The following is a 19,208-nucleotide window of genomic DNA, read 5'->3' as shown; positions in this document are numbered from 1 at the left end:
ACGTTCAGTACAAGGAAAAGTGGCCAGATTGCAACTATCGCGTTGAGCACGCTTTTGGGGAGCCCCTGCTACCCTTAGGCCTGCAAGCAATGACTCGCGGCAACACCGAAAGGCTCACTGTGACGCTTGAAACGCAGGACTTCCTCGTCCAGCCAGTAGACGCCTCCTGGCTTCAGTGCAACATCGAGTGCCAAGAGGCCTGCCCTGTCGGCACCAACTGCCGCGGCTACCTCAACCTGGCCGCCGAGGGTCGGTTCGAAGAGGGCTACCTCCTCTCCCGCGAGCCGAACCCGATTGCCGCCATGTGTTCGTACGTCTGCTCCGCGCCGTGCGAGCGCGCCTGTCGCCGCGGCGACATCGATCGACCGCTCGCGATTCGCGCGATGAAGCGCTTCCTTGTTGAGTGGCACGCCGCGTCGGGCATCCCCGACGTTGCGCCAGAGATCACGCCACGCGCCGAGAGCGTCGCCGTGATTGGTGCTGGCCCTGCCGGCCTCTCCGTTGCGCGCGAGCTTGCCGTGAAGGGCTACCAGGTCACCGTCTACGACAGCCTGCCGTACGGCGGTGGCACGATGCTCATCGGCGTTCCTGCCTTCCGACTTCCGCGCGAGGCGATCGAGACCGACGTGCGCCTCATTGAGCGACTCGGCGTGAAGTTTGTCTACAACACCGAGGTCGGTCGCGACATCACCTTCGAGCAGTTGCAGCAGCAGTACAACGCGATCGCGATCTGCGCCGGCGCCATGAACGCCGTTGCCCTCGATGTTCCGGGCGCCGATCTGAACGGACTCGTCTACGGCGTGGACTTCATGAAAGATGCCAACCTCGGCAAGCCGCTCAGCGTCGGCAAAGATGTGGTCGTCATCGGTGGCGGCTATACCGCCATGGATTGCTCACGCACCTCGCTCCGCCACGGTGCAGAGCGCGTCACCATCGCCTATCGTCGCACCCGTTCCGAGCTCGTCGTTGACGAGGAGGAGCTCGGCGAGACGGAACGCGAGGGTGTGCGCATGGACTTCCTCGTCTCGCCACTCGAAGTGATCGGGGAGAACGGCAACATCACCGGTGTGCGCATGATCAAGAATCGTCTCGGCGAGCCAGACGCATCTGGTCGCCGCAGCCCAGTTCCAATTGAAGGCTCCGAGTTCATCCTGCCAGCTGACACCGTGATCCCCGCCGTGTCGCAAGCCTCCGAGCTAGGCTTCCTCCCGGTTGAGAGCACCTTCGAAGTCGCGCGCGGTCGCGTAAAGGTTGACCCGGCCACCTACGCCACCAACATCAAGGGGGTCTGGGCCTGCGGCGACTTCGTCACCGGCCCTGCCACCATGATCGAGGCGGCGGGCCACGCCAAGAAGTGCGCATACGCCATCGACCGCTACCTCGACGGACAGGCCGAGATCACCGTCGACACCAACGTGAAGATCACCAGCTCGTGGCGCCATGAGATGCCCGAGTTCTACGACCGCATCCCACGCCAGCACATCCCGGTGCTGCCGCTGGCCGCGCGCCTTCCGTCAGGGGACCCGACAGAGAACTTTGCCACCCAGGTTGAGCTCGGCTACGGCGCGCAGCAGGCAGTCGCCGAGAGCACCCGTTGCCTCATGTGCAACTACAACATCTGGTTCGACCCGATGCGCTGCGTCCTCTGCGGCGCCTGCGCCGACGTATGCCCCGAGGGGGTCATCCACATGGTCGACATCAACCAGCTCAAGTCGGAGGGCGCCCTTCCCGAACTCTCCGAGGCGTACGGCTGGGAGAACGGTGCGGCAATGCTCCTAGACGAGGAGCGCTGCATCCGCTGCGCCCTCTGCGTAAAGCGCTGTCCCTTCGACGCGATTACGATGGAGAGGTTCGAACTACAAGAGATCAGCTCGGACGGACGCCTCTACAAGGAGTCCTACCGGGATGGTCAGTTGGCCGGAGTCGCTGGCGTAGCGGGAGGGGCACAGTGAGCCTACTGGCGAGGGTCGATCAGGCGGTTCGCAGGTCTGCAGCCTGGCGCTCCGTCTTCCGCAACGCCTACCCCAACGACGAGCGAAGTCGCGCCTATGCGGTGATGAACAACGTCTTCCTGCACCTCCATCCGGTGCGCGTGCGCCAGCATGCGGTGAAGTTCGCCTACACCTTCTGCCTCGGCGGCTTGAGCTTCTTCCTCTTCCTGGTCCTTACCGTGACGGGCGTCTACCTGATGTTCTTCTACGCGCCGTCGGCGACGCAGGCCTACTCTGACATTCTCAAGATTCAAACGCTGATTCCATTCGGACAGATCACGCGCAACATCCACCGCTGGGGCGCGCACCTCATGGTCTTCTTCGTCTTCCTGCACATGATGCGCGTCTTCTATCACGGCGCTTACAAGCCACCACGCGAATTCAACTGGGTCGTTGGCGTGATCCTGCTCTTCCTTACCCTGATGCTCAGCTTCACCGGCTACCTGCTGCCGTGGGACCAGATCGCCTACTGGGCGATCACGATCGGCTCGAACATGGCCGGCTACGCGCCGCTCCTCAACACCCCATCGAAGCTGCTCCTGCTGGGCGGCCTCGAGGTAGGGCAGAACACGCTGCTTCGCTTCTATGTGCTGCACGTGATGGTCTTCCCACTCTTGGCGGCAGTCTTTCTCGCGGTCCACTTCTGGCGGATCCGCAAGGACGGCGGCATCAGCGGACCGCTGTGATCTATGAGTGACGAGCAGCGCCCAGCGAGCTCCCTGCCGGTAGATCCGTCGCGCCAGACGGAGATCGACAAGCAGCGCGTGCCGATGGCGGCACGACCGTACCGACTCCTCGCACTCGTGAAGCAAGACGCCGTCGTTCGTGTGCAGAAGGAGCCAGATGACACGGTCCTGACCTGGCCACACCTTCTGACGATCGAGTTCTTGTCGGCGGTGGCGATGAGCATCTTCCTGCTACTGCTTGGCCTCTTCATCAATGCTCCGCTCGAAGAGCTCGCCAACCCGAACGTCACGCCCGCCGTAGCGAAGGCGCCGTGGTACTTCTTGGGCCTGCAGGAGCTGCTCGCCTATTTCCACCCAACCGTTGCTGGTGCGCTGACGCCAGCTGCTGTGCTGGTTGGCTCGGCGCTCATTCCGTATCTTGATCGCCGCAACATCCACAGTACGAAGCCATCGGAGCGCAAGCTCGAGGTGACGCTCTTCTCCGTGCTCTGGGCTGTTGGCCTTGCGGTGACCTTCATCGGTATCTTCTTCCGCGGCCCTGGCTACGCCTTCATCCTGCCGTGGTCGACCGGCTTCTTCTTCAGCTTGTGATCGGAGGAGTGCGGTGAGCCATTACAGCGTTGAGCCGAGCGACACGCCGAAGGCCCTCACCGCGCAGACCATCAAGGCGCTGCGCCACGAGGAGGTCAAGGGGATCTCACGACGACGACTGCTACGAACCTCGATCGGCGCAGGCTTCGGGCTCTGGCTGGTCCAGGTGACCGCCGGAACCCTCGGCTTCCTCTGGCCAAACCTTGAAGGAGGGTTCGGCGGCAAGATTCGCGTCGGCACACTCAAGTCACTGATCGACGCCAACGCGGGACTCCCCATTGCCGAGGGCTACCCCGCCTATGTGCAAGATGCGCGCGCCTTCATCATGTTGGTTGATCCGAACCGCCAAGAGTTCGTGGCCGGCGAAGATGCAACCGGCGATGGTGCCGCACTGAATGTTCGCGCCCTCTACCAGCGCTGCCCACACCTTGGCTGCAAGCCGAACCCCTGCATCAAGACCTATTGGCTCGAGTGCGCCTGTCACGGCAGCCGCTACGACCGACTCGGCACCAAGGCGGAGGGGCTCGGCCCTGCCGCACGCGGCATGGACCGCTTCGCTGCGGTGGTCGACAACGACGGCGTTCTGACCCTCGACACCGGCAAGATCAGCCTCGGCACGGTACCGCTCGCGATCGGCGCACCAGGGATTGAGGCGCCACGCGCCGCCACAGGTTGCATCTAGATGAGCGACGAGAAGCAGCTCCCAGTGCCGAGCGAGAAGGTGAGCACGCCGGTGCCGCGCCTCTCGAGCCCGAGCCAGATCCAAACGCGCGGCCTCACTGCAGACCGCGCCGCAAAGATCGTCAACCAGAGCGGCTCATCGCGATTGGCGGCACTTCTCGGCATCGCCATCGTCACCCTCTTCATCATCGTCTACGCCTTCTACGACCAGGGTCTCCCGGGCGTGACCGGCTCGTCGCGCCTCGACGCAGCAAAGCGCGAGCAGTACCTGGAGACGGTGAAGCGCGGCTACAACCTCTTTGAGGCGAACTGCGCCCGCTGCCACGGCGCACAGGGCCAGGGCGGCATCGGGCCAGTGCTCAACGACCAGGGGAAGTTGCTCGCCCACCTCACGCCGCAGTACCTGCTGAATGTGCTCACCGTTGGCGGGCGCTACATCTGCGGAGATGCAAATTCACTGATGGGCGTGTGGTCCGACACCAATGGTGGTCCGATGAACTACCGCGAGATTGAAGAGCTGATCGCCTGGGTGCGTGCAACCAATACGGACACCGTTGAGGTGAGGGATCCCGCAACGGGCGAAATGGTGGAGGTCACCGGCTGGCGCGACGTCGCGTACGCGCCTGCTGCAGACGCGACTCCGGTCCCTGCCTGCTGGAAAGATGCCTTCGCCGTATCCCCGACGCCAACGGGAAGCGCCACTCCGATGCCATCTGGCGGAACGGGGGAGACCTACCAGATTAGCGCCGTGAATCCGATTGCCTTCGAGCAGAGTGCCTTTGAGGTGGCGGCTGGTGCTCTGTTCACCATCGTCTTTAGCAACAACAATGTTGGAGTCCCACACAACGTCGCGATCCACGTTGGTACTGCAACAGGAGCCGAAGTCTTCAAGGGTGAGATCTTCGCGGGCATTGGCACGCGCACCTATAACGTTCCAGCCCTCACGGCCGGCACCTATGCGTTTATCTGCACCGTGCACCCAAACATGGTCGGCAAGCTGACGGTGAAGTGATGAGCGGCAGCGGCGATCCACGCGCGATTGGCCCAGGAGCCGTCGCGCCGCGCCGCGTGCTCTTCGGCCTCCTCGACGCTGATGGCTGGGGCTGGGCTGGTGTCCGTTCAGTGCTCTGGACCCTCGTCATCATCTTGATGCTCGGCTACATCCCAGACCGCGCCTACTACCTGACCGTCTCGCCAACCGTTGAGCTTGGGCTCAACCTCGCCTCCCTCGTGAACATCTGCCCTGCGGAGAATGAGGGACTCCCATGCCCAGCACCCGCTGGCGCACTGATCCCCTGGAAGAGCGCGACCGAGGGAGACCTGCCAGGTGATGGCGTTGATGGCTCCCTACTGCAGGCTGGCTCACATCTCTACTACGTCGGCGGCACGAGCGGCGCGGCAACACGCCTCGCCACGACGAACGTCTCCGTTGCAACCATTGATGCCGCGGGGCTGAGCGCTTGGGCTGCTGGCACGCCGCTCCCTGAGGCGCGCGCCCATGCGGGCGTGGCCTTCTTCGCCGGCAAGGCATACATCATCGGTGGCGCATCTGACACCGCACCTGCAACCGCATCGGTCTACGTAGGAACACCTGACGCAACCAGTGGTTTGATCACTGCATGGGAGCGACTCGACGCACTTGAGTTGCCGGCCGCACGATCTGGCGCGTCGGTCACCGTCGTCTCTGACGGAATCGTGGTGCTCGGCGGCGAGGGGACTGACCGTTCACCAACCACCACCGTATGGAAGGCGAAGCTCGGCGCCAGCGGCGAACTCGAGCCGTGGGCAACCTTCATGGAGCTTCCGGAACCGCGAAGCTTCGCCGCCGCGGCGGTTGTTGGCGATTCAATCTACGTCTGGGGCGGTGATGACGCGAGCGGACCGGCCGCCGCAGCGCTTCGCGGCGACATCGCCGTTGCCCCTGCAGTTGGTGAGGCACACAGCGCCCCAGTGGTGAATCCCGACGCTGAGGCGCAGGGTGATGCCGAGATCGGCACGATCTTCCGCTGGGAGGAGGGGGCATTAGAGAGCAACCTGCCAACCCCACGCGACGGTGCTGCGATGTGGAGTGCCAACGGCACCCTCTATGTCGCAGGTGGCACGATTGGTGGAGCGGCAACAACAAGCGTGCTTTGGGCGGCGCCAGCCGCCGCAACAGGTATCACCACCTGGACGGCTGTTGAGTTGAGCAACCTCCCAGCCGACGGCGCGCGAGTCGGCGCGAGCGGCGTTGTGATCGGTGCACATGTGCTCCTTCTCGGCGGTGCGGATGCCTCTGGCGCATATAGCGCGGGGGCACTCTCTGCCGGCACATCGCCAAAGGCGCCCGTCTTCCGCGTCGGCCTCTTCGGCCTCACCGTTCCTGGCTTGGCCCTCCAGGGTGAGGTTGGTCAGCAGATCGGCTTCCTCTCTGCAGCGGGCGCATGGACACTCAACTTCGTGATCATGCTCGGTGCCGCAGTCGCCTACGGTCAGCGTGAGCGCTTCCGTGCGTGGGTCGGGGCCAAGCTCGGCCGCAAGGGCGCATCCGCCCGCTAGTTCGACTCGCTACCGCCGTATACTTCCGCGAAACACCTGCCCGGGTGTGAAGTGGGAGGAAACATGAACACAGCAACCGCCAAGCGCCTCTACGGCATCAATGCGTTCATCGCGTGGCTCGGCTACGGCATGGTGCAGGTAGTGAACATTTTCGGCCTAGTGCCGCGGAGCACCCCATACGACCCAGGCAGCAACTTGTTTGGCGGCCACGCAGAAGGACTCGCTGGAGCTATCGGTCGCGTGTATGACTCCCACGGATACTTCACCACCTGGTCCAACATTGTGGTGGCAATCACCCTGACCGCGCTCTACCTCAACCCGGAACGCACGGGTCGGATCTTCAACCGCCTTCGGAACACTGGACTACTGATGATCACGATGACGATAGTCCTCTACCACCTGCTCCTCGCAGGCTCAGCAAACCCGCAGAGTTGGTACGCGGTGACCAATCTGTTGCAGCACTACATCACCCCCGTGCTGACGATCCTCGTCTGGGCCATTGCAGGACCGCGCGGCCGATTCCCGCTCGGCGATACGTTCGCCGTCTTCATCATCCCAATCGCGTATCTGGCCTATACGCTGCTGCACGGCGCGATTGCCTCGGTCTATCCGTATGGGTTCTTCAACGTCATCAAGTATGGATACGCATCGGTCCTGATGTTGATGGGCGGCGTCATCATTGGCGGGTACGTCGTGGCGCTCCTCTATCTGGGCGCCGAGCGCCTGCTTCGGCGACGGGGGAACGCATAGGAGTTGGTGAGCCGAGCGGGGTTCGAACCCGCGACCAAGGGTTTAAAAGACCCCTGCTCTACCGCTGAGCTACCGGCCCGCGCAGATTCTCCCACGGCGGGCCGCATTATGAGCCCTGGGCGTGGGAGAATAGGGGCATGAGGCGCTCATGGACCATTGATGCGGCGACGAAGGAGCTGGCCGGGCTGCGCCCGATCATCAACCTCCTCCGTGACCAGCGCATCGAACTCGAGCGCATGAAGGATGACCTGTTGCGCCTCCGCCGCCTCGAGCGCATGGGCGCCCTGCCAGGTGGCGCCGACCAGAATCAGTTGCAGCCGGCTGACCTCGACCCTGCCCTTCGCGACAAACTAGCCAGTAGCTCGGTGGTTGAGATGCGCATTCGGGCCGCGGTAGATCAGATGCAGGCGAGCGTCGATCGGGTCACCGGCCGGGGCGTTGAGCTGCGCGATATTGATCGCGGCCTCGTCGACTTTCCAGCGATCGCCTTCGGCCACCAGTTCCTGCTCTGCTGGGAGGAGGGGGATGGTGACGAGGTGCTCTTCGCGCACAACATGGGCGACGGATACGGCTCGCGCCTGCCGGTCGCGGAGTTCCTGCGCCGCCTCGCCGCATCCGCCGAATCCGAGCGCTAGTGAGCGGTCTCCCGCTGACACTCGCCCCCGCAGAGGCGGCGGCGCTCCTCGAAGGACCCGATGCCCCGTTGATGATCGATGTTCGTGAAGAGTCGGAGTGGAACGAGGTGCGCATCCCTGGTGCACTGCTGATTCCGCTCTCGCAGTTTGTGGCACGCCAAGACGAGATCCCCGCAGGTCGGGCGCTGATCATGCAATGCCGCTCGGGTGGTCGTTCAGGTCAGGCGGCGCTGGCACTGCGCACCGCTGGCCGCACGAACGTTGCGAACCTCGCGGGCGGCATTTCCGACTGGGAGGCCGCAGGGCTCCCCGTTACGTACGGGGAATAAGCTGCGCATTTGACGGTTTGCCCCGCGCTGCCGATACTTCGCGAGCGGGGTGGAGCAGTGGCAGCTCGTCGGGCTCATAACCCGAAGGTCGGTGGTTCGAATCCATCCCCCGCAACCAAGAGGACTTCAACCCCGTATCGGGGCACGCCCGCCTATGGGCCGTCGGCGAATTCGGCGATCTCTGCAACGCTGGTGAACGGACCGACGCGGTAGTCGAGCACCACGCCGCTTGCGTCAAGGAGCAGGGTCAGCGGCGCGGCATTTACCGGCACCTGCGCAGCGATAGCGCCGTCGGCATCGATCAGCGTCACCCAGGTTGCGCCGAGCTCCGCCGCGGTGGCTGCTGCCGGACCAATCGAATCTCTATAGAGAACGCCGAGCACTGTGGCGCCAGGGGCGAAGCTGGCGGAGTAGTCGAAGAGGAGCGGAATCTCATCGCGGCAGGGGATGCACCAGCTCGCCCAGAAGTTCAACAGGATGCGCTGGTTGCCACCCGCAACCTCTGGCCACGAGGTGAACGTAGCGGTCGGGTCAGTGAGGGGGTGCGCCTCGCCGATCCGCATCGTTCGGCCCAGAAGGTCGTCGCTGCTGGCGGTGGGGCCGCCGCAGGCGGCGATCAGGCTAGCGGCGAGGAGTGCGACTGCGACGCGACGGATGCGCGCCAGGCTGGTCACTGCAGGACGATCGCCCCAAGCATGTTCGGGTGGACGGTGCAGATGTAGACATAAGTCTTCCCGGCGGTGAGGGCGGGCACGTCGTAGGTGCGCTCATCGGCACCGTTGAAGATCTCGCCGAGGTAGATCTCTGGGCCGGTGCCCGTATCCTCGTGGATCGCGACATTGTGCGGGATTCCTGCGTCGTAGTTTACGAAGCGGATGGTAAATGGCGCACTAGCCGGCACCGTGATTGATTCGCTATTAAAGGCTATGAGCTCAGCGCACATCGTGACGGTCGCGGTGCCACTCTCGGCGCAGGCAACGGGTTCGCCGCTCGGTGACGGGCTTGCGCCGCTCCCGCCGATCACGCCAGCCTGCGAGCCGGCGAAGAAGAGGAAGAGCATGCTGAAGAGTGCGATGGCCACCGTTGGCATTTTGCGTGGCGTCGGATTGACCAGGTGGCCAGTTGTATCGGCCTCGGCGGTGGCGCGATATTCGCGCCCTGCATCAAGGAGCCAGCCAATCAGCGCGAGCGCCGTCATGAGCGTGCCAAGAAGTGCGAACTCGAGACCAACCGCAACGCCGAAGAGCATCACGGCAGCGCCGGCGCTCACGAGGAGTGGCAGGAGCGATGGCGGCGGCAGATGAACACCCTCTGGTGGGCCGTTCGGCGCTGTTGTTGCTGCGGCATCGTCAGCGCGCAGCGCCATCGCTGAGCCTGCGCCGAGTGCGTCGTACTCGCGGACCGCTTCGCGGCCCCAGGCAACGAGCGCCAAGACGAAGAGGAGTCCCGCGACGGCGAGTGCTGGGCCGCCGAGTGCCACGGAGAAGAAGAGTGCGGCCGATGCTGCCGAGATCAGGAAGGGTGCGAGGCTTGGCCCAGGCAGGTGAACGCCTGATGGCACCTGTGGCTTGCGGATCGGCATGCCGATGCGACGAGGCCCGGCGCGGCGGAAGCGCCAGAAGACCCAGCCGTAGAAGGCAACGACCAAAAGAAGGACGCCGAGTGGGATGAGCTTGATGAGTGCGCCCCAGTCGGGGGAGACGAATGGCCCAAGGAGTGAGATCACCCACTCAAGAAGGGAGCGGAGAAACTCCATGTCGGTGTGGCTCCGTTAGCTGTCGGTGTTCATCGCGTGGATCAGGATCAGCGTCATCGTCGCCATGGCAATCCCCAAGGCGAAGAGGAGCGTGGCGCCCTGCAGGTCGTTCGAGACGAAGAGATAGACGGCGCTGAGGACCACGAAGAGGAGGCCAAATGCGTAGGCGTACTTGTTCATGGCTGCTCCCACCTTTCAGTTGAGGGGCTGGTCGATTCTGCCTCGGTGATTGTAGCGCCGCCCAAAAAATCACGAACTGGACGAAGATGCGGGTATGACGCATCTGCTGCTGGTCCCGACCCATGGGCCGATCCCGCCGGAGCTCTCCCCTGAGTCGCTCCTCTACTGGGCCTGGCCACCCGTTGTCACAGTTGCGGTTGTGCTCGTTGGCCTGCTCTGGGCCCGTGCGATCCGCCAGGTGGCACGCGAACATCCGGGGAACCCGTATCCACGTCGCCGCACGGTCAGCTTCGCTGCCGCGCTTGCCTTCGTTCTCCTAGCGCTGCAGTCAGGTATCGAGCGCTACGACACCACCCTCTTCTCGATGCACATGATTCAGCACCTCATCCTGCTCTTCCCCGTGCCGATCCTGCTGCTGCAGGCGGGGCCGGTCACCCTGCTCCTGCGCGTCGCCTCGCCACGTTGGCGCGCGCGGATCCTCGCCATTTTGCAGAGCCGCGCCGTTGGGGTGATCAGCCACCCGCTCGTCGGATGGACACTCCTCATCGCGGTGATGTGGGGGACACACCTGTCGACCCTGTTCGAGGCGGCACTTGAGGATCCCTTCATCCACAACATGGAGCATTCGCTCTATCTGGGCACCGCCCTCCTCTTCTGGGCGCCGATCTTCTCTGTTGATCCGATCAGGCACCGCCTTCGCGGCGGGAGTGCGCTGGCCTACCTCATTACCCAGATGCCACAGAACAGCTTCCTCGGTGTGGCGATCATGTGGTCAACGACCCCGCTCTACCCCCACTACCTGACGCTGCAGCGCACCTGGGGGCCGTCGCCCCTCGAGGATCAGCAGCTCGCCGGCGCGATCATGTGGCTCGTTGGCGACGCGCTCTTCCTGGCCGCGATCTTCGTGGTCTTGGCCGCGCTGGCAAAGTCTGAGGATCGCCCCGAATCGCGATACGATGAGGCGCAGACGGCGGCCGCAATCGCGGAGATCCGTCGACGAGAGGTGCTCCTCGCGGAGCGGAAGAGGAGTGAAGAGTGAGCGTGGCAATCGATCCGGTCTGCGGCATGGAGGTGACGATCGCCCCTGACGCCCTCACCGCCTCTATTGAAGTCGCAGGGCTCGCCGTTGCCGGCCAGGCCGACCGCCATCGTGGAGCACTCGACGTGAGCGCCCCTGGGCAGGAGCGCTTCTACTTCTGCGGGCGTGGCTGCCTCCTCGACTTCCAGGACGACCCCGCTCGGTTCCTTGACGCGGGGTATCAGCCCTCGGGGATGTAGGGCAAGTCGGGCGGGAAGTGGTACCTTCTCGCGCACAGGTCTCCAGCAGGGGATAAGAGAGAGAGGAGCTCGCGACCATGACCTACGTTATTGCAGAACCGTGCATTGATGTACTTGACCAGTCGTGCGTCGCCGTCTGCCCCGTGGACTGCATCCACTTCGAAGAGGGGAACGATCGCAAGCTCTTCATCGACCCAGATGAGTGCATCGACTGCGGCGCCTGCGAGCCAGAGTGCCCAGTGAACTCAATCTTCCCGGCCGAGTCGGTACCGGCGCAGTGGTCTGGCTACATTCAGATCGACGCCGATTGGTACAAGGACAAGGCTGGCGCGCGCAGCGCCGTCGACACCGCCAAGCCGCGCTGAGGCGGGCGCCTTGAGCGCCGTCGCACCATTCTCCTGCTCTTGGTGCGGTCTCCCCGTATCTGCAACAACGCTTGAGGACCTCTCGGCATGGACCCTTCTCTGTGCCGCCTGTCTTGAGCGAGCACCCGGCCAGCCATATTTAAAAGCAAAGCTGAAGGAGGGCTTGCGCCGACGTGCCGAAGGTGCGCAACCACCCGTCGGCATTCCACTCGCATCGACACCAACACCAATAGCGCCTGCAGTTAGCGGCGCACCCGATGCTGGTGAGAGTGGCGTTCCAGCGCGACTTGGCCTCTTGCCACCACCACAGCATCCTGACGAACTTGAGGCGTGGTACTTGAATCGTGCCCCATACGATCGCGGACCACTCGGTGGTGCAACCTGGCAGGGCGAACTCGACCGCGCCGTGCTCTGGCTTGATTCACTCCCGTATGAGGGTCGTATCGTGGAGCTCGGTGCAGGGATCGGGTTCTGGACGGTGCTGCTCGCGTCGCGCGGCGAGACGAGCGCCTACGACGCGCGCGAAGATCGCCTGGAGCGCGCCCGTCGCAGGTTGATCGCCCACGGTCTCACCGCACATCTGCATCCGCGCGCAATTGATGAGGGGCCAGAGGGGGCGCCCGCCGGCCTCGTCGTCGTGCCATTCGTGTTGAGTCAGCTCGCCGCGGAGCCGCGCACCCGCATGATCGATGTGGCTCACGCATGGCTCGCGCCAGGTGGGCGCATTGCGGTGATCGATCTCGCCCCGCCGAACTTTGACCCGGCGACGTTGGAGCAGGCGGCGGGGGAGATGCTCGGCTCACGTTTTGCGGATCGACGCGCCGAAGTGCTGGGGCGGCACCTGGTGCTGATCGAGGCAACCGCGCGCTAGCAGCCCTTACGGATTCAGGGTGTGCGAATCGAGGAGCCGATTCAATAGTTCAGGAAGGGAATCCTTCGTAAGCCCCGCTGGTCGAATCGGTGCGCCGGCGCCAATCGTGACCCCAATGATCGGGTCGTCGCTGCTGGCGCCCGCAGGAATCTCGAGAGCGGCCGCTGCGGCAAGTGTGGCCATCTGATCGGCTGGCAGGGTAACTCTTTCGGAGTGCTGTTCGTGGGTCATGACGGTCCGGCCATCGGCATAGACGACCGCCTGCTCCTCCATGCCGTTCGACCAGCTGCGGGTGACCGTGTACGCCGGGGTGCCAGTAGGCCCGATGGCGGTGCCGCAGGCCGCGAGGCTCGTGGCGGCAACGAGGGTCAGGAGCAGCACGGTCAATCGCTTCATCATGCGAATATACCCGCAAGCAATTAGTTAAGGAGGAGACGATGGTGGCACGACGTGGGGGAGCAGAAGAGCTCCGCATCCTTGAGGCGCAGCTCGACCGCATGCGCGGCATGCTCGGCGCGTATTCGGAACTCTTCTTTCGACAGATCACCATCTGGGGTGTCGTGAGCCTGGTACTCCTTGCGCTCTCTGGCCTCAGCGTTGACGCGCCCGTTGCCGTCACTCTCCTCTTTGTGGTTCCGTTCGCTTTTCTCGAGGCGGGCTACACCTTCTACTACACGGTGTTTGCGCGACGACATGCAGAATTTTTGGAGCGCACTATCAACGCGCGACTCGGTCGTGACGTGCTGGCAGTCCATCGGCTGGAGGCATCCTACTTCTATGAACCCGACGCACCGAAGCTCTCGTTCCTCTCGTTTGGTCGGCTGAGCGGCTACGGCAGCGTCATGACGATCGGCTACTCCATTGCCGCGGCGCTCCTCTGGGGGGCGGGACTCAACGAGAGCCTCGCCCAGGTGGGGGCCGGGGGGATGCACGCGGGCGTGCTTGTCGCTGGGGTGCTCTGGACCATCGGCGTCACCCTCTATCTGCTCTGGCACTTCCTCTCCCGCCGTGACGAGGAGCGCCTCCTGGCCGCCCTACGGGTCGCCTACCCAGATGCGGTAGTCTCGCGTGGACGCGCCCGGTCTGGGCGCTAATCGACCCACGGGCAGAGGAGTACGAGCGACGTGACCACCCCCGATTCGGGAGCGCAGCACGGCACGGTAACCGAGCTTGACCGCGTCACGATTCGCTTCGCCGGCGACTCGGGCGACGGGATGCAGCTGACCGGCTCGCAGTTCACCGCCACGACCGCACTCTTCGGCAACGACGTCTCGACCTTGCCCGACTACCCGGCCGAGATTCGCGCACCAGCCGGCTCGCTCCCTGGCGTTTCGGGATTCCAGATCAGTTTCTCGAGCGGCGACATTCACACGCCGGGCGACCGCCCCGACGTGCTCGTCGCCATGAACCCAGCGGCGCTCAAGGTGAACCTTGGCGACCTGGTTCCAGGTGGCGCGATCATCGTGAACACCGACGCCTTCAACGAGATCAACCTGCGCAAGGCGGGCTTCGCCGAAGATCCGCTGAAGAACCAGAGCCTGCAAGGGTTCAACCTCTACGAGATTCCAATGTCAACGATGGTCGCTGGTGTCTGCGAGGGCCTCGGCCTCAGCAGCAAGCAGGTCGAGCTCTCCAAAAACTTCTTCGCCCTTGGCGTGATGTTCTGGCTCTACGAGCGCTCAATGGCTGGCACCGAGAAGTGGATCGCCGAGAAGTTCGCCGGCAAGGATGCGATCGCCGAGGCGAACCGTCGTGCACTGCACGCTGGCTACGCCTTCGGTGAGACGACCGAGATCTTCCACACGCACTACCGCGTCGCCGCAGCGCACCTACCACCCGGCACGTATCGCAACATCACCGGCAACGAGGCGACCGCCCTCGGCTTCGTGATGGCGTCAAAGCTCGCCGAGCGCGACCTCTTCTTGGCTAGCTATCCGATCACGCCAGCCTCCGACATCCTGCATCAGCTCTCGTCGTACAAGCACCTCGGCATTAAGACGGTGCAGTCCGAAGATGAGATCGCGGCGATCGGCGCCGCGGTTGGTGCCGCATACGGCGGTGCCATGGGCATGACCACCACCTCTGGCCCTGGCATGGCGTTAAAGGCTGAGATGCTCGGTCTCGCCGTCATGGTTGAGCTGCCACTCGTGGTTGTTGATGTGCAGCGCGCCGGTCCGTCGACCGGTATGCCAACGAAGACCGAGCAGGGCGACCTGCTGATGAGCATGTTCGGCCGCAACTCCGATTCACCGATTCCCGTGATTGCACCAGCAACGCCCGCCGAGTGCTTCACGATGGCGATCGAGGCGTGGCGCATCGCGCTGCACCACATGACGCCGGTTGTCTTCTTGAGCGACGCCTTCTTGGCGACAGGTGCCGAGCCGTGGAGCATTCCGAACGTTGCTGACCTGCCATCGATCAAGGTCGAGAATGCACCCGCCTCAGACAAGCCAGGCTTCCGACCGTATCAGCGCGACCCCGAGACGCTGGCACGCCCGTGGGCGGTGCCTGGAACGCCAGGGCTTGAGCACCGCATCGGCGGCCTCGAGAAGCTCGACGAGTTGGGGACGGTCAGCTACGACCCCGATAACCACCACCGCATGAACCTGTTGCGCGCCGAGAAGGTGGCGCGCGTCGCCCGCGACATTCCACCGACCGAAATCTATGGTGAGACCACTGGCGACCTGCTCATCTTGGGCTGGGGCTCAACCTATGGGGCGATTCGTTCGGCGGTCGAGCGCCTGCAGTCGCGCGGCAAGCGCGTCAGCCACGCCCACCTGCGCTACCTGAACCCACTCCCGAACGATCTCGGTGCGATGCTGAAGAACTTCAAGCACGTGCTGATGCCCGAGCTCAATGCCGGCCAGCTGCGCATGCTGATTCGCGCCAAGTATCTGGTCGATGCGGTGGGCTTCAATCTGGTGCGCGGCAAGCCGTTCCAGATCGGTGAGATTGAGGCGAAGGCCGAGTCAATCCTCGGCGAGAGTGTGGAGGCCGCAAAGTGACCCAGTCTGAGCTCCCTGTGCTGACGAAGAAGGATTTCGAGTCCGACCAGGATGTGCGCTGGTGCCCAGGGTGCGGTGACTATGCGATCCTGGCGCAGACTCAGAAGGCCATGCCTACCTTCGGCGTCGCCAAGGAGAAGATCGTTTTCATCTCTGGTATCGGCTGCTCGGGTCGCCTCCCGTACTACATGAACACCTACGGCTTCCATACGATCCACGGCCGTGCGGCAACCATTGCAACTGGCCTCAAGGCGGCGCGTCCTGACCTGATGGTCTGGGTGATCACCGGTGATGGTGACGCCCTCTCCATCGGCGGCAACCACCTGATCCACGCGATGCGCCGCAACGTCGACATGAAAATGATCATGTTCAACAACCGCATCTACGGTCTCACCAAGGGTCAGGCATCGCCAACCTCGCCGATGGGGAAGAAGACGAAGTCGACGCCGCTCGGCACCATCGAAACGCCGATCATTCCGCTCAACCTCGTTGCCGCCGCCGAGGCGAGCTTCATCGCTCGATCAGTTGATACGCACTCCGAGCACCTGCAAGAGATGATGCATCGTGCCGGCGAGCACTCGGGTGCCGCCTTCCTCGAGGTGCTGCAGAACTGCAACATCTTCAACGACGGCGCCTGGCGCGACTTCACCGATAAGTCGGTGAAAGAGGATCGCATGCTGGTGCTGAAGCACGGCGAGCCGATGATCTTCGGCGCCGAGAAGAACAAGGGGATTCGCCTCAACGGTCTACGACCAGAGGTCGTGACCATTGGCGAGAACGGCGTGAGCGTTGCCGACCTCTGGGTGCACGACGAGACCGACCCTGATGCCACGCGCACGCAGATCTTGAGCCGCATGTGGTGGCCCGACTTCCCAGTGCCAGTTGGCGTCTTCCGTCGCGTGCCACGCCCAACACACGACCAGCTCCTGGTGGAGCAGATCGATGGAGCGAAGGCGGCGCGCGCCGCGAAGGGCCCCGTCGACCTACAGAAGCTCCTCGCCTCAGGGGAGACCTGGACGGTCGAGTGACCGCGCCGCGCCTTCTGGTGCTGGCCGACGATCTTATCTGGGCCACCCGACTCGAAGGACAGGGGCGCACCCTTGGCGCTGATGTCCAGCGATTCACCACGCCAGCGCCCCTCCTTGCGCTCCTCGCCGCTCAGCCTGCCACCCCCACCGACCTGGTGGCCATCGATGCCACCGCCCGCGCCTACGACGCCGAGGGGGCGGTTCGGGCCGTGGCGGCGACCGGGGCACGGGTCCTCGCCCTGGTCCAGCACGACGATCCAGAGGGGCGGGCGAGCCTGATCGCCGCAGGGGCGGTGCGCGCCATGCCGTACCGCGCCCTCTTTGAGCGCGGGCATGCGATCCTCGCAGGGCTACTCGATCTGCCGGTGCCACCGGCAACGAGTCCAGCGAGAGCAACTGAGGAGGGTGCATGAGCAACCGAAGCGCCGAGATTGACGCCGCCTACGCCGCTGCCACCCCAGGGCTTGGCGCCGGACACGCCCTCGAGGCGAAGCTCATCGGCCCCGCCGCCTACGCTGCGCGACTCTCCGCCGCGCGTGACGCGGTGAACGACGCCGGCCTTGACGCCGTGTTGCTCGGCTTCGGCGCCGACATGCGCTACCTCACCGGTTACGCCGCACCAGCACTGGAGCGACTCACCATGCTGGTGATTCCAGCGAACGGTGCACCAACACTCATCGTGCCGCGACTCGAAACAGGCATGGCTGGTGACGCCCCCGCAATGCGCGGTGGTCACGTGGCCCGCGTCCCCTTTGGCGAAACCGACGATCCGTTCGCCCTTGTCGCAACAGCAGTGAAGGCTGGCGGCCGACCTGGCTCTGCTGCGCGCGGCGTGGCTGTCTCTGACCGACTCTGGTCAACCTTCTTGATCCGCATTGAGGCGGCGCTGCGTACCCACGGCGCCATTACCCAGACACAGCTGGCGTCGCATGTGATTGGCAAGCTGCGCATGGTGAAGTCAGCTGAAGAGGCGTCTCTGCTCCGCGGCGCGGGTCGCGCTGTGGACACCGTCGTGATGGCGATCACGAGCGGCAAGCTGCTTGGTCGCACCGAGAACGATGTGGCGCGCGAAGTGCGCGAGCGACTTACCGGTGCTGGGCATGAGGTCTCATCGTTTGCCATCGTTGGCTCCGGCCCGAACTCGGCCTCACCACATCACGAGGCCTCATCGCGCGTGATCAACGCTGGTGACGCGATCGTGCTCGACATTGGTGGCGTCTTCGGCGGCTACGGCTCCGACACCACGCGCACCATCTGGGTGACCGGCCCGAACGGGGCGGTGCCACCAAGCGACGACTACCTGCGCCGCTACGAGATCTTGAAGCGCTCCCACCAGGCGGCGATGGATCATGTTCGCCCAGGGGTGAGCTGCGAATCGGTCGACGCCGCCGCCCGCGCCGTGATCGACGCGGCAGGGGAGGGGGCCCGCTTCTTCCACCGCACCGGGCACGGAATCGGCCTCGAGGAGCACGAGGATCCGTATATCGTCGCGGGGAACACCACGAAACTCGTCCCGGGTCACGCCTTCTCGATCGAGCCAGGCATCTACGTCGAGGGTGTCAACGGTGCCCGCATCGAAGACATCGTCCTTTGTGGCGACAGCGCAGTGGATGCGCTGAATCACACCAAGCGTGACCTCTATGTGGTAGCCGGATGACCGACGGTCCAGTCGCAAGCGCACAGCAGCAGGTTCGTCAGGCGACACCGGCGCAGGTGCGTCGTATCGCCAAGGCGCGACCGTATGTGCCGCTGCATGACTTGCGACGAACCTATGGGCTACCTGGTGATGAAGAGATCACCACGCGCATCGAGACACCCGAAGGCCTAGCGTGGATCGGCCTTCCGGAGCGCGAGGCGCGCATCATTGAGAGCCTCGTACGCGAAGGTGAGATTGCGCTGATCTTTGCCGACTCACCGCGAGCGCGTGTGGTGCTCGGCTTCCACAGCCTGACGCTGCACGCCTAAGCGTCGACCCCTTCGCCGCGCAGCAGTGCGCGCTTGAAGGCAATTGGATCCGTTGCCCCAGGACGCCAGCTGCTCCCTGCGCCACCACCGAATCCACCGATGCCGTTTGACGCCAACACGCGGTGGCAGGGGATCAGCACGGGCACGCGGTTCTTGCCGAGCGCACCGCCCACGGCACGCGCGGCACGTGGCGACCCACTCGCCGCTGCAAGTTCGCCATACGTGACCGTGGCACCAAAGCGCACGCCAGCTAACGCACGGAACACGCGCTGCTCAAACTCGGTCGCCCAAGTTAGGTCGACGGCCGCGAGTCGCTCTCGCGCACTGAGCTGCCCACGTAGCGCGGCGTTCAGGATGCGGTTCACCTCACGTGCACTGGTGATCGGCCCTGGAGATCGGCGGCCAACCGCCGTCGTGGCAGCAGGCGCAAACGGCGCACCTGGATCGAGGGCGATGGCACAGATGCGGCCGTTCTCCACCGCAACGGGCAGCACTCCCCACGGGCTCGTCCACGAATAGATCTTCATGCGCGCAGCCTAGCCCGAGGCACTTATCGGCC

The 19,208-nt window shown here is 64.3% G+C and carries 24 protein-coding genes and 2 tRNA genes; 20 read left to right on the top strand and 6 right to left on the bottom strand.

Annotated elements, in window-relative coordinates; genetic code table 11:
* Positions 1–89 precede the first annotated feature (89 nt).
* The 7 genes from AC3LB0_RS05690 (at position 90) to AC3LB0_RS05660 (ending at position 7,237) form a co-directional block, all read left to right on the top strand.
* On the top strand, positions 90–1,952 hold the full coding sequence (locus AC3LB0_RS05690; RefSeq protein ID WP_488650194.1) for an FAD-dependent oxidoreductase: 1,863 nt from the start codon (positions 90–92) through the stop codon (positions 1,950–1,952).
* Positions 1,949–2,677 (top strand): selenite/tellurite reduction operon b-type cytochrome ExtP, encoded by a 729-nt coding sequence (extP, locus tag AC3LB0_RS05685; RefSeq protein WP_488650193.1) that lies wholly within the window; start codon positions 1,949–1,951, stop codon positions 2,675–2,677. The genes AC3LB0_RS05690 and extP overlap by 4 nt, the downstream gene beginning before the upstream one ends.
* 3 nt (positions 2,678–2,680) lie before the next feature.
* A complete protein-coding gene (locus AC3LB0_RS05680) occupies positions 2,681–3,268 on the top strand; it encodes a cytochrome b family protein (RefSeq protein WP_488650192.1) in 588 nt (195 codons plus the stop codon).
* A gap of 13 nt (positions 3,269–3,281) precedes the next feature.
* Complete coding sequence (locus AC3LB0_RS05675; RefSeq protein ID WP_488650191.1) at positions 3,282–3,950, top strand: QcrA and Rieske domain-containing protein; 669 nt, start codon at positions 3,282–3,284, stop codon at positions 3,948–3,950.
* The gene (locus AC3LB0_RS05670; RefSeq protein ID WP_488650190.1) at positions 3,951–4,961 is read left to right on the top strand and encodes a plastocyanin/azurin family copper-binding protein; all 1,011 of its coding nucleotides are present in this window, start codon (positions 3,951–3,953) and stop codon (positions 4,959–4,961) included.
* Positions 4,961–6,487, top strand: coding sequence for a Kelch repeat-containing protein (locus AC3LB0_RS05665; RefSeq protein ID WP_488650189.1), 1,527 nt, complete (start codon positions 4,961–4,963; stop codon positions 6,485–6,487). Before AC3LB0_RS05670 ends, AC3LB0_RS05665 begins: the two co-directional genes overlap by 1 nt.
* A gap of 63 nt (positions 6,488–6,550) precedes the next feature.
* Positions 6,551–7,237, top strand: coding sequence for a Pr6Pr family membrane protein (locus AC3LB0_RS05660; RefSeq protein WP_488650188.1), 687 nt, complete (start codon positions 6,551–6,553; stop codon positions 7,235–7,237).
* A gap of 4 nt (positions 7,238–7,241) precedes the next feature.
* Here the strand turns inward: AC3LB0_RS05660 and AC3LB0_RS05655 are convergent.
* Positions 7,242–7,316, bottom strand: a tRNA-Lys gene (locus tag AC3LB0_RS05655).
* 58 nt (positions 7,317–7,374) lie between these two features.
* Here AC3LB0_RS05655 and AC3LB0_RS05650 point away from each other — a divergent pair.
* The 3 genes from AC3LB0_RS05650 to AC3LB0_RS05640 all read left to right on the top strand — a co-directional run bounded on the left by AC3LB0_RS05650 (position 7,375) and on the right by AC3LB0_RS05640 (position 8,319).
* Positions 7,375–7,872, top strand: coding sequence for a DUF2203 family protein (locus tag AC3LB0_RS05650; RefSeq protein ID WP_488650187.1), 498 nt, complete (start codon positions 7,375–7,377; stop codon positions 7,870–7,872).
* Entirely contained in the window at positions 7,872–8,201 is a 330-nt protein-coding gene (locus AC3LB0_RS05645) for a rhodanese-like domain-containing protein (protein ID WP_488650186.1), read from the top strand. Before AC3LB0_RS05650 ends, AC3LB0_RS05645 begins: the two co-directional genes overlap by 1 nt.
* A 43-nt stretch (positions 8,202–8,244) precedes the next feature.
* Positions 8,245–8,319 (top strand) — tRNA-Met (locus tag AC3LB0_RS05640).
* 34 nt (positions 8,320–8,353) lie between these two features.
* Here the strand turns inward: AC3LB0_RS05640 and AC3LB0_RS05635 are convergent.
* Genes AC3LB0_RS05635 through AC3LB0_RS05625 form a run of 3 tightly spaced genes read right to left on the bottom strand, consistent with a single transcriptional unit; the run spans position 8,354 to position 10,137 of the window.
* Complete coding sequence (locus AC3LB0_RS05635; RefSeq protein WP_488650185.1) at positions 8,354–8,875, bottom strand: TlpA family protein disulfide reductase; 522 nt, start codon at positions 8,873–8,875, stop codon at positions 8,354–8,356.
* Positions 8,872–9,957 carry a plastocyanin/azurin family copper-binding protein gene (locus AC3LB0_RS05630; RefSeq protein WP_488650184.1) on the bottom strand — a complete coding sequence of 362 codons (1,086 nt, stop codon included), beginning with the start codon at positions 9,955–9,957 and terminating at the stop codon, positions 8,872–8,874. Before AC3LB0_RS05630 ends, AC3LB0_RS05635 begins: the two co-directional genes overlap by 4 nt.
* Before the next feature lie 15 nt (positions 9,958–9,972).
* Positions 9,973–10,137: a hypothetical protein gene (locus tag AC3LB0_RS05625; RefSeq protein WP_488650183.1), complete on the bottom strand. Its 165-nt coding sequence runs from the start codon at positions 10,135–10,137 to the stop codon at positions 9,973–9,975.
* A gap of 94 nt (positions 10,138–10,231) precedes the next feature.
* Here AC3LB0_RS05625 and AC3LB0_RS05620 point away from each other — a divergent pair, with 94 nt between their 5' ends.
* The 4 genes from AC3LB0_RS05620 to AC3LB0_RS05605 all read left to right on the top strand — a co-directional run bounded on the left by AC3LB0_RS05620 (position 10,232) and on the right by AC3LB0_RS05605 (position 12,651).
* Positions 10,232–11,176, top strand: coding sequence for a cytochrome c oxidase assembly protein (locus tag AC3LB0_RS05620; RefSeq protein ID WP_488650182.1), 945 nt, complete (start codon positions 10,232–10,234; stop codon positions 11,174–11,176).
* Entirely contained in the window at positions 11,173–11,415 is a 243-nt protein-coding gene (locus AC3LB0_RS05615; RefSeq protein WP_488650181.1) for a hypothetical protein, read from the top strand. Before AC3LB0_RS05620 ends, AC3LB0_RS05615 begins: the two co-directional genes overlap by 4 nt.
* A gap of 77 nt (positions 11,416–11,492) precedes the next feature.
* Positions 11,493–11,780 carry a 4Fe-4S dicluster domain-containing protein gene (locus AC3LB0_RS05610; protein ID WP_488648498.1) on the top strand — a complete coding sequence of 96 codons (288 nt, stop codon included), beginning with the start codon at positions 11,493–11,495 and terminating at the stop codon, positions 11,778–11,780.
* Between the two features lie 10 nt (positions 11,781–11,790).
* Entirely contained in the window at positions 11,791–12,651 is an 861-nt protein-coding gene (locus AC3LB0_RS05605) for a class I SAM-dependent methyltransferase (RefSeq protein WP_488650180.1), read from the top strand.
* A 6-nt stretch (positions 12,652–12,657) separates the two neighbouring features.
* Here the strand turns inward: AC3LB0_RS05605 and AC3LB0_RS05600 are convergent, their stop codons facing one another.
* Positions 12,658–13,047 carry a hypothetical protein gene (locus tag AC3LB0_RS05600; protein WP_488650179.1) on the bottom strand — a complete coding sequence of 130 codons (390 nt, stop codon included), beginning with the start codon at positions 13,045–13,047 and terminating at the stop codon, positions 12,658–12,660.
* A gap of 41 nt (positions 13,048–13,088) precedes the next feature.
* Between AC3LB0_RS05600 and AC3LB0_RS05595 the strand changes: the two genes are divergently transcribed.
* The 6 genes from AC3LB0_RS05595 to AC3LB0_RS05570 are packed head-to-tail and all read left to right on the top strand — an operon-like array spanning position 13,089 to position 18,649.
* The gene (locus AC3LB0_RS05595; RefSeq protein WP_488650178.1) at positions 13,089–13,745 is read left to right on the top strand and encodes a hypothetical protein; all 657 of its coding nucleotides are present in this window, start codon (positions 13,089–13,091) and stop codon (positions 13,743–13,745) included.
* A 30-nt stretch (positions 13,746–13,775) separates the two neighbouring features.
* Positions 13,776–15,656 (top strand): 2-oxoacid:acceptor oxidoreductase subunit alpha, encoded by a 1,881-nt coding sequence (locus AC3LB0_RS05590; protein ID WP_488650177.1) that lies wholly within the window; start codon positions 13,776–13,778, stop codon positions 15,654–15,656.
* The gene (locus tag AC3LB0_RS05585) at positions 15,653–16,684 is read left to right on the top strand and encodes a 2-oxoacid:ferredoxin oxidoreductase subunit beta (protein WP_488650176.1); all 1,032 of its coding nucleotides are present in this window, start codon (positions 15,653–15,655) and stop codon (positions 16,682–16,684) included. Before AC3LB0_RS05590 ends, AC3LB0_RS05585 begins: the two co-directional genes overlap by 4 nt.
* Positions 16,681–17,097: a hypothetical protein gene (locus AC3LB0_RS05580; protein ID WP_488650175.1), complete on the top strand. Its 417-nt coding sequence runs from the start codon at positions 16,681–16,683 to the stop codon at positions 17,095–17,097. The genes AC3LB0_RS05585 and AC3LB0_RS05580 overlap by 4 nt, the downstream gene beginning before the upstream one ends.
* Positions 17,094–18,341 (top strand): M24 family metallopeptidase, encoded by a 1,248-nt coding sequence (locus AC3LB0_RS05575; protein ID WP_488650174.1) that lies wholly within the window; start codon positions 17,094–17,096, stop codon positions 18,339–18,341. Before AC3LB0_RS05580 ends, AC3LB0_RS05575 begins: the two co-directional genes overlap by 4 nt.
* Positions 18,338–18,649 (top strand): hypothetical protein, encoded by a 312-nt coding sequence (locus AC3LB0_RS05570; RefSeq protein WP_488650173.1) that lies wholly within the window; start codon positions 18,338–18,340, stop codon positions 18,647–18,649. The genes AC3LB0_RS05575 and AC3LB0_RS05570 overlap by 4 nt, the downstream gene beginning before the upstream one ends.
* Here AC3LB0_RS05570 and AC3LB0_RS05565 read toward each other — a convergent pair.
* A complete protein-coding gene (locus AC3LB0_RS05565) occupies positions 18,646–19,176 on the bottom strand; it encodes a methylated-DNA--[protein]-cysteine S-methyltransferase (RefSeq protein ID WP_488650172.1) in 531 nt (176 codons plus the stop codon). The two genes, AC3LB0_RS05570 and AC3LB0_RS05565, sit on opposite strands and share 4 nt — an antisense overlap.
* Between the last annotated feature and the right edge of the window lie 32 nt (positions 19,177–19,208).

The organism is Candidatus Limnocylindrus sp., from assembly GCF_040397235.1.
Lineage (GTDB): Bacteria > Chloroflexota > Limnocylindria > Limnocylindrales > Limnocylindraceae > Limnocylindrus.
This window is presented reverse-complemented; position numbering and strand designations above follow the sequence as displayed.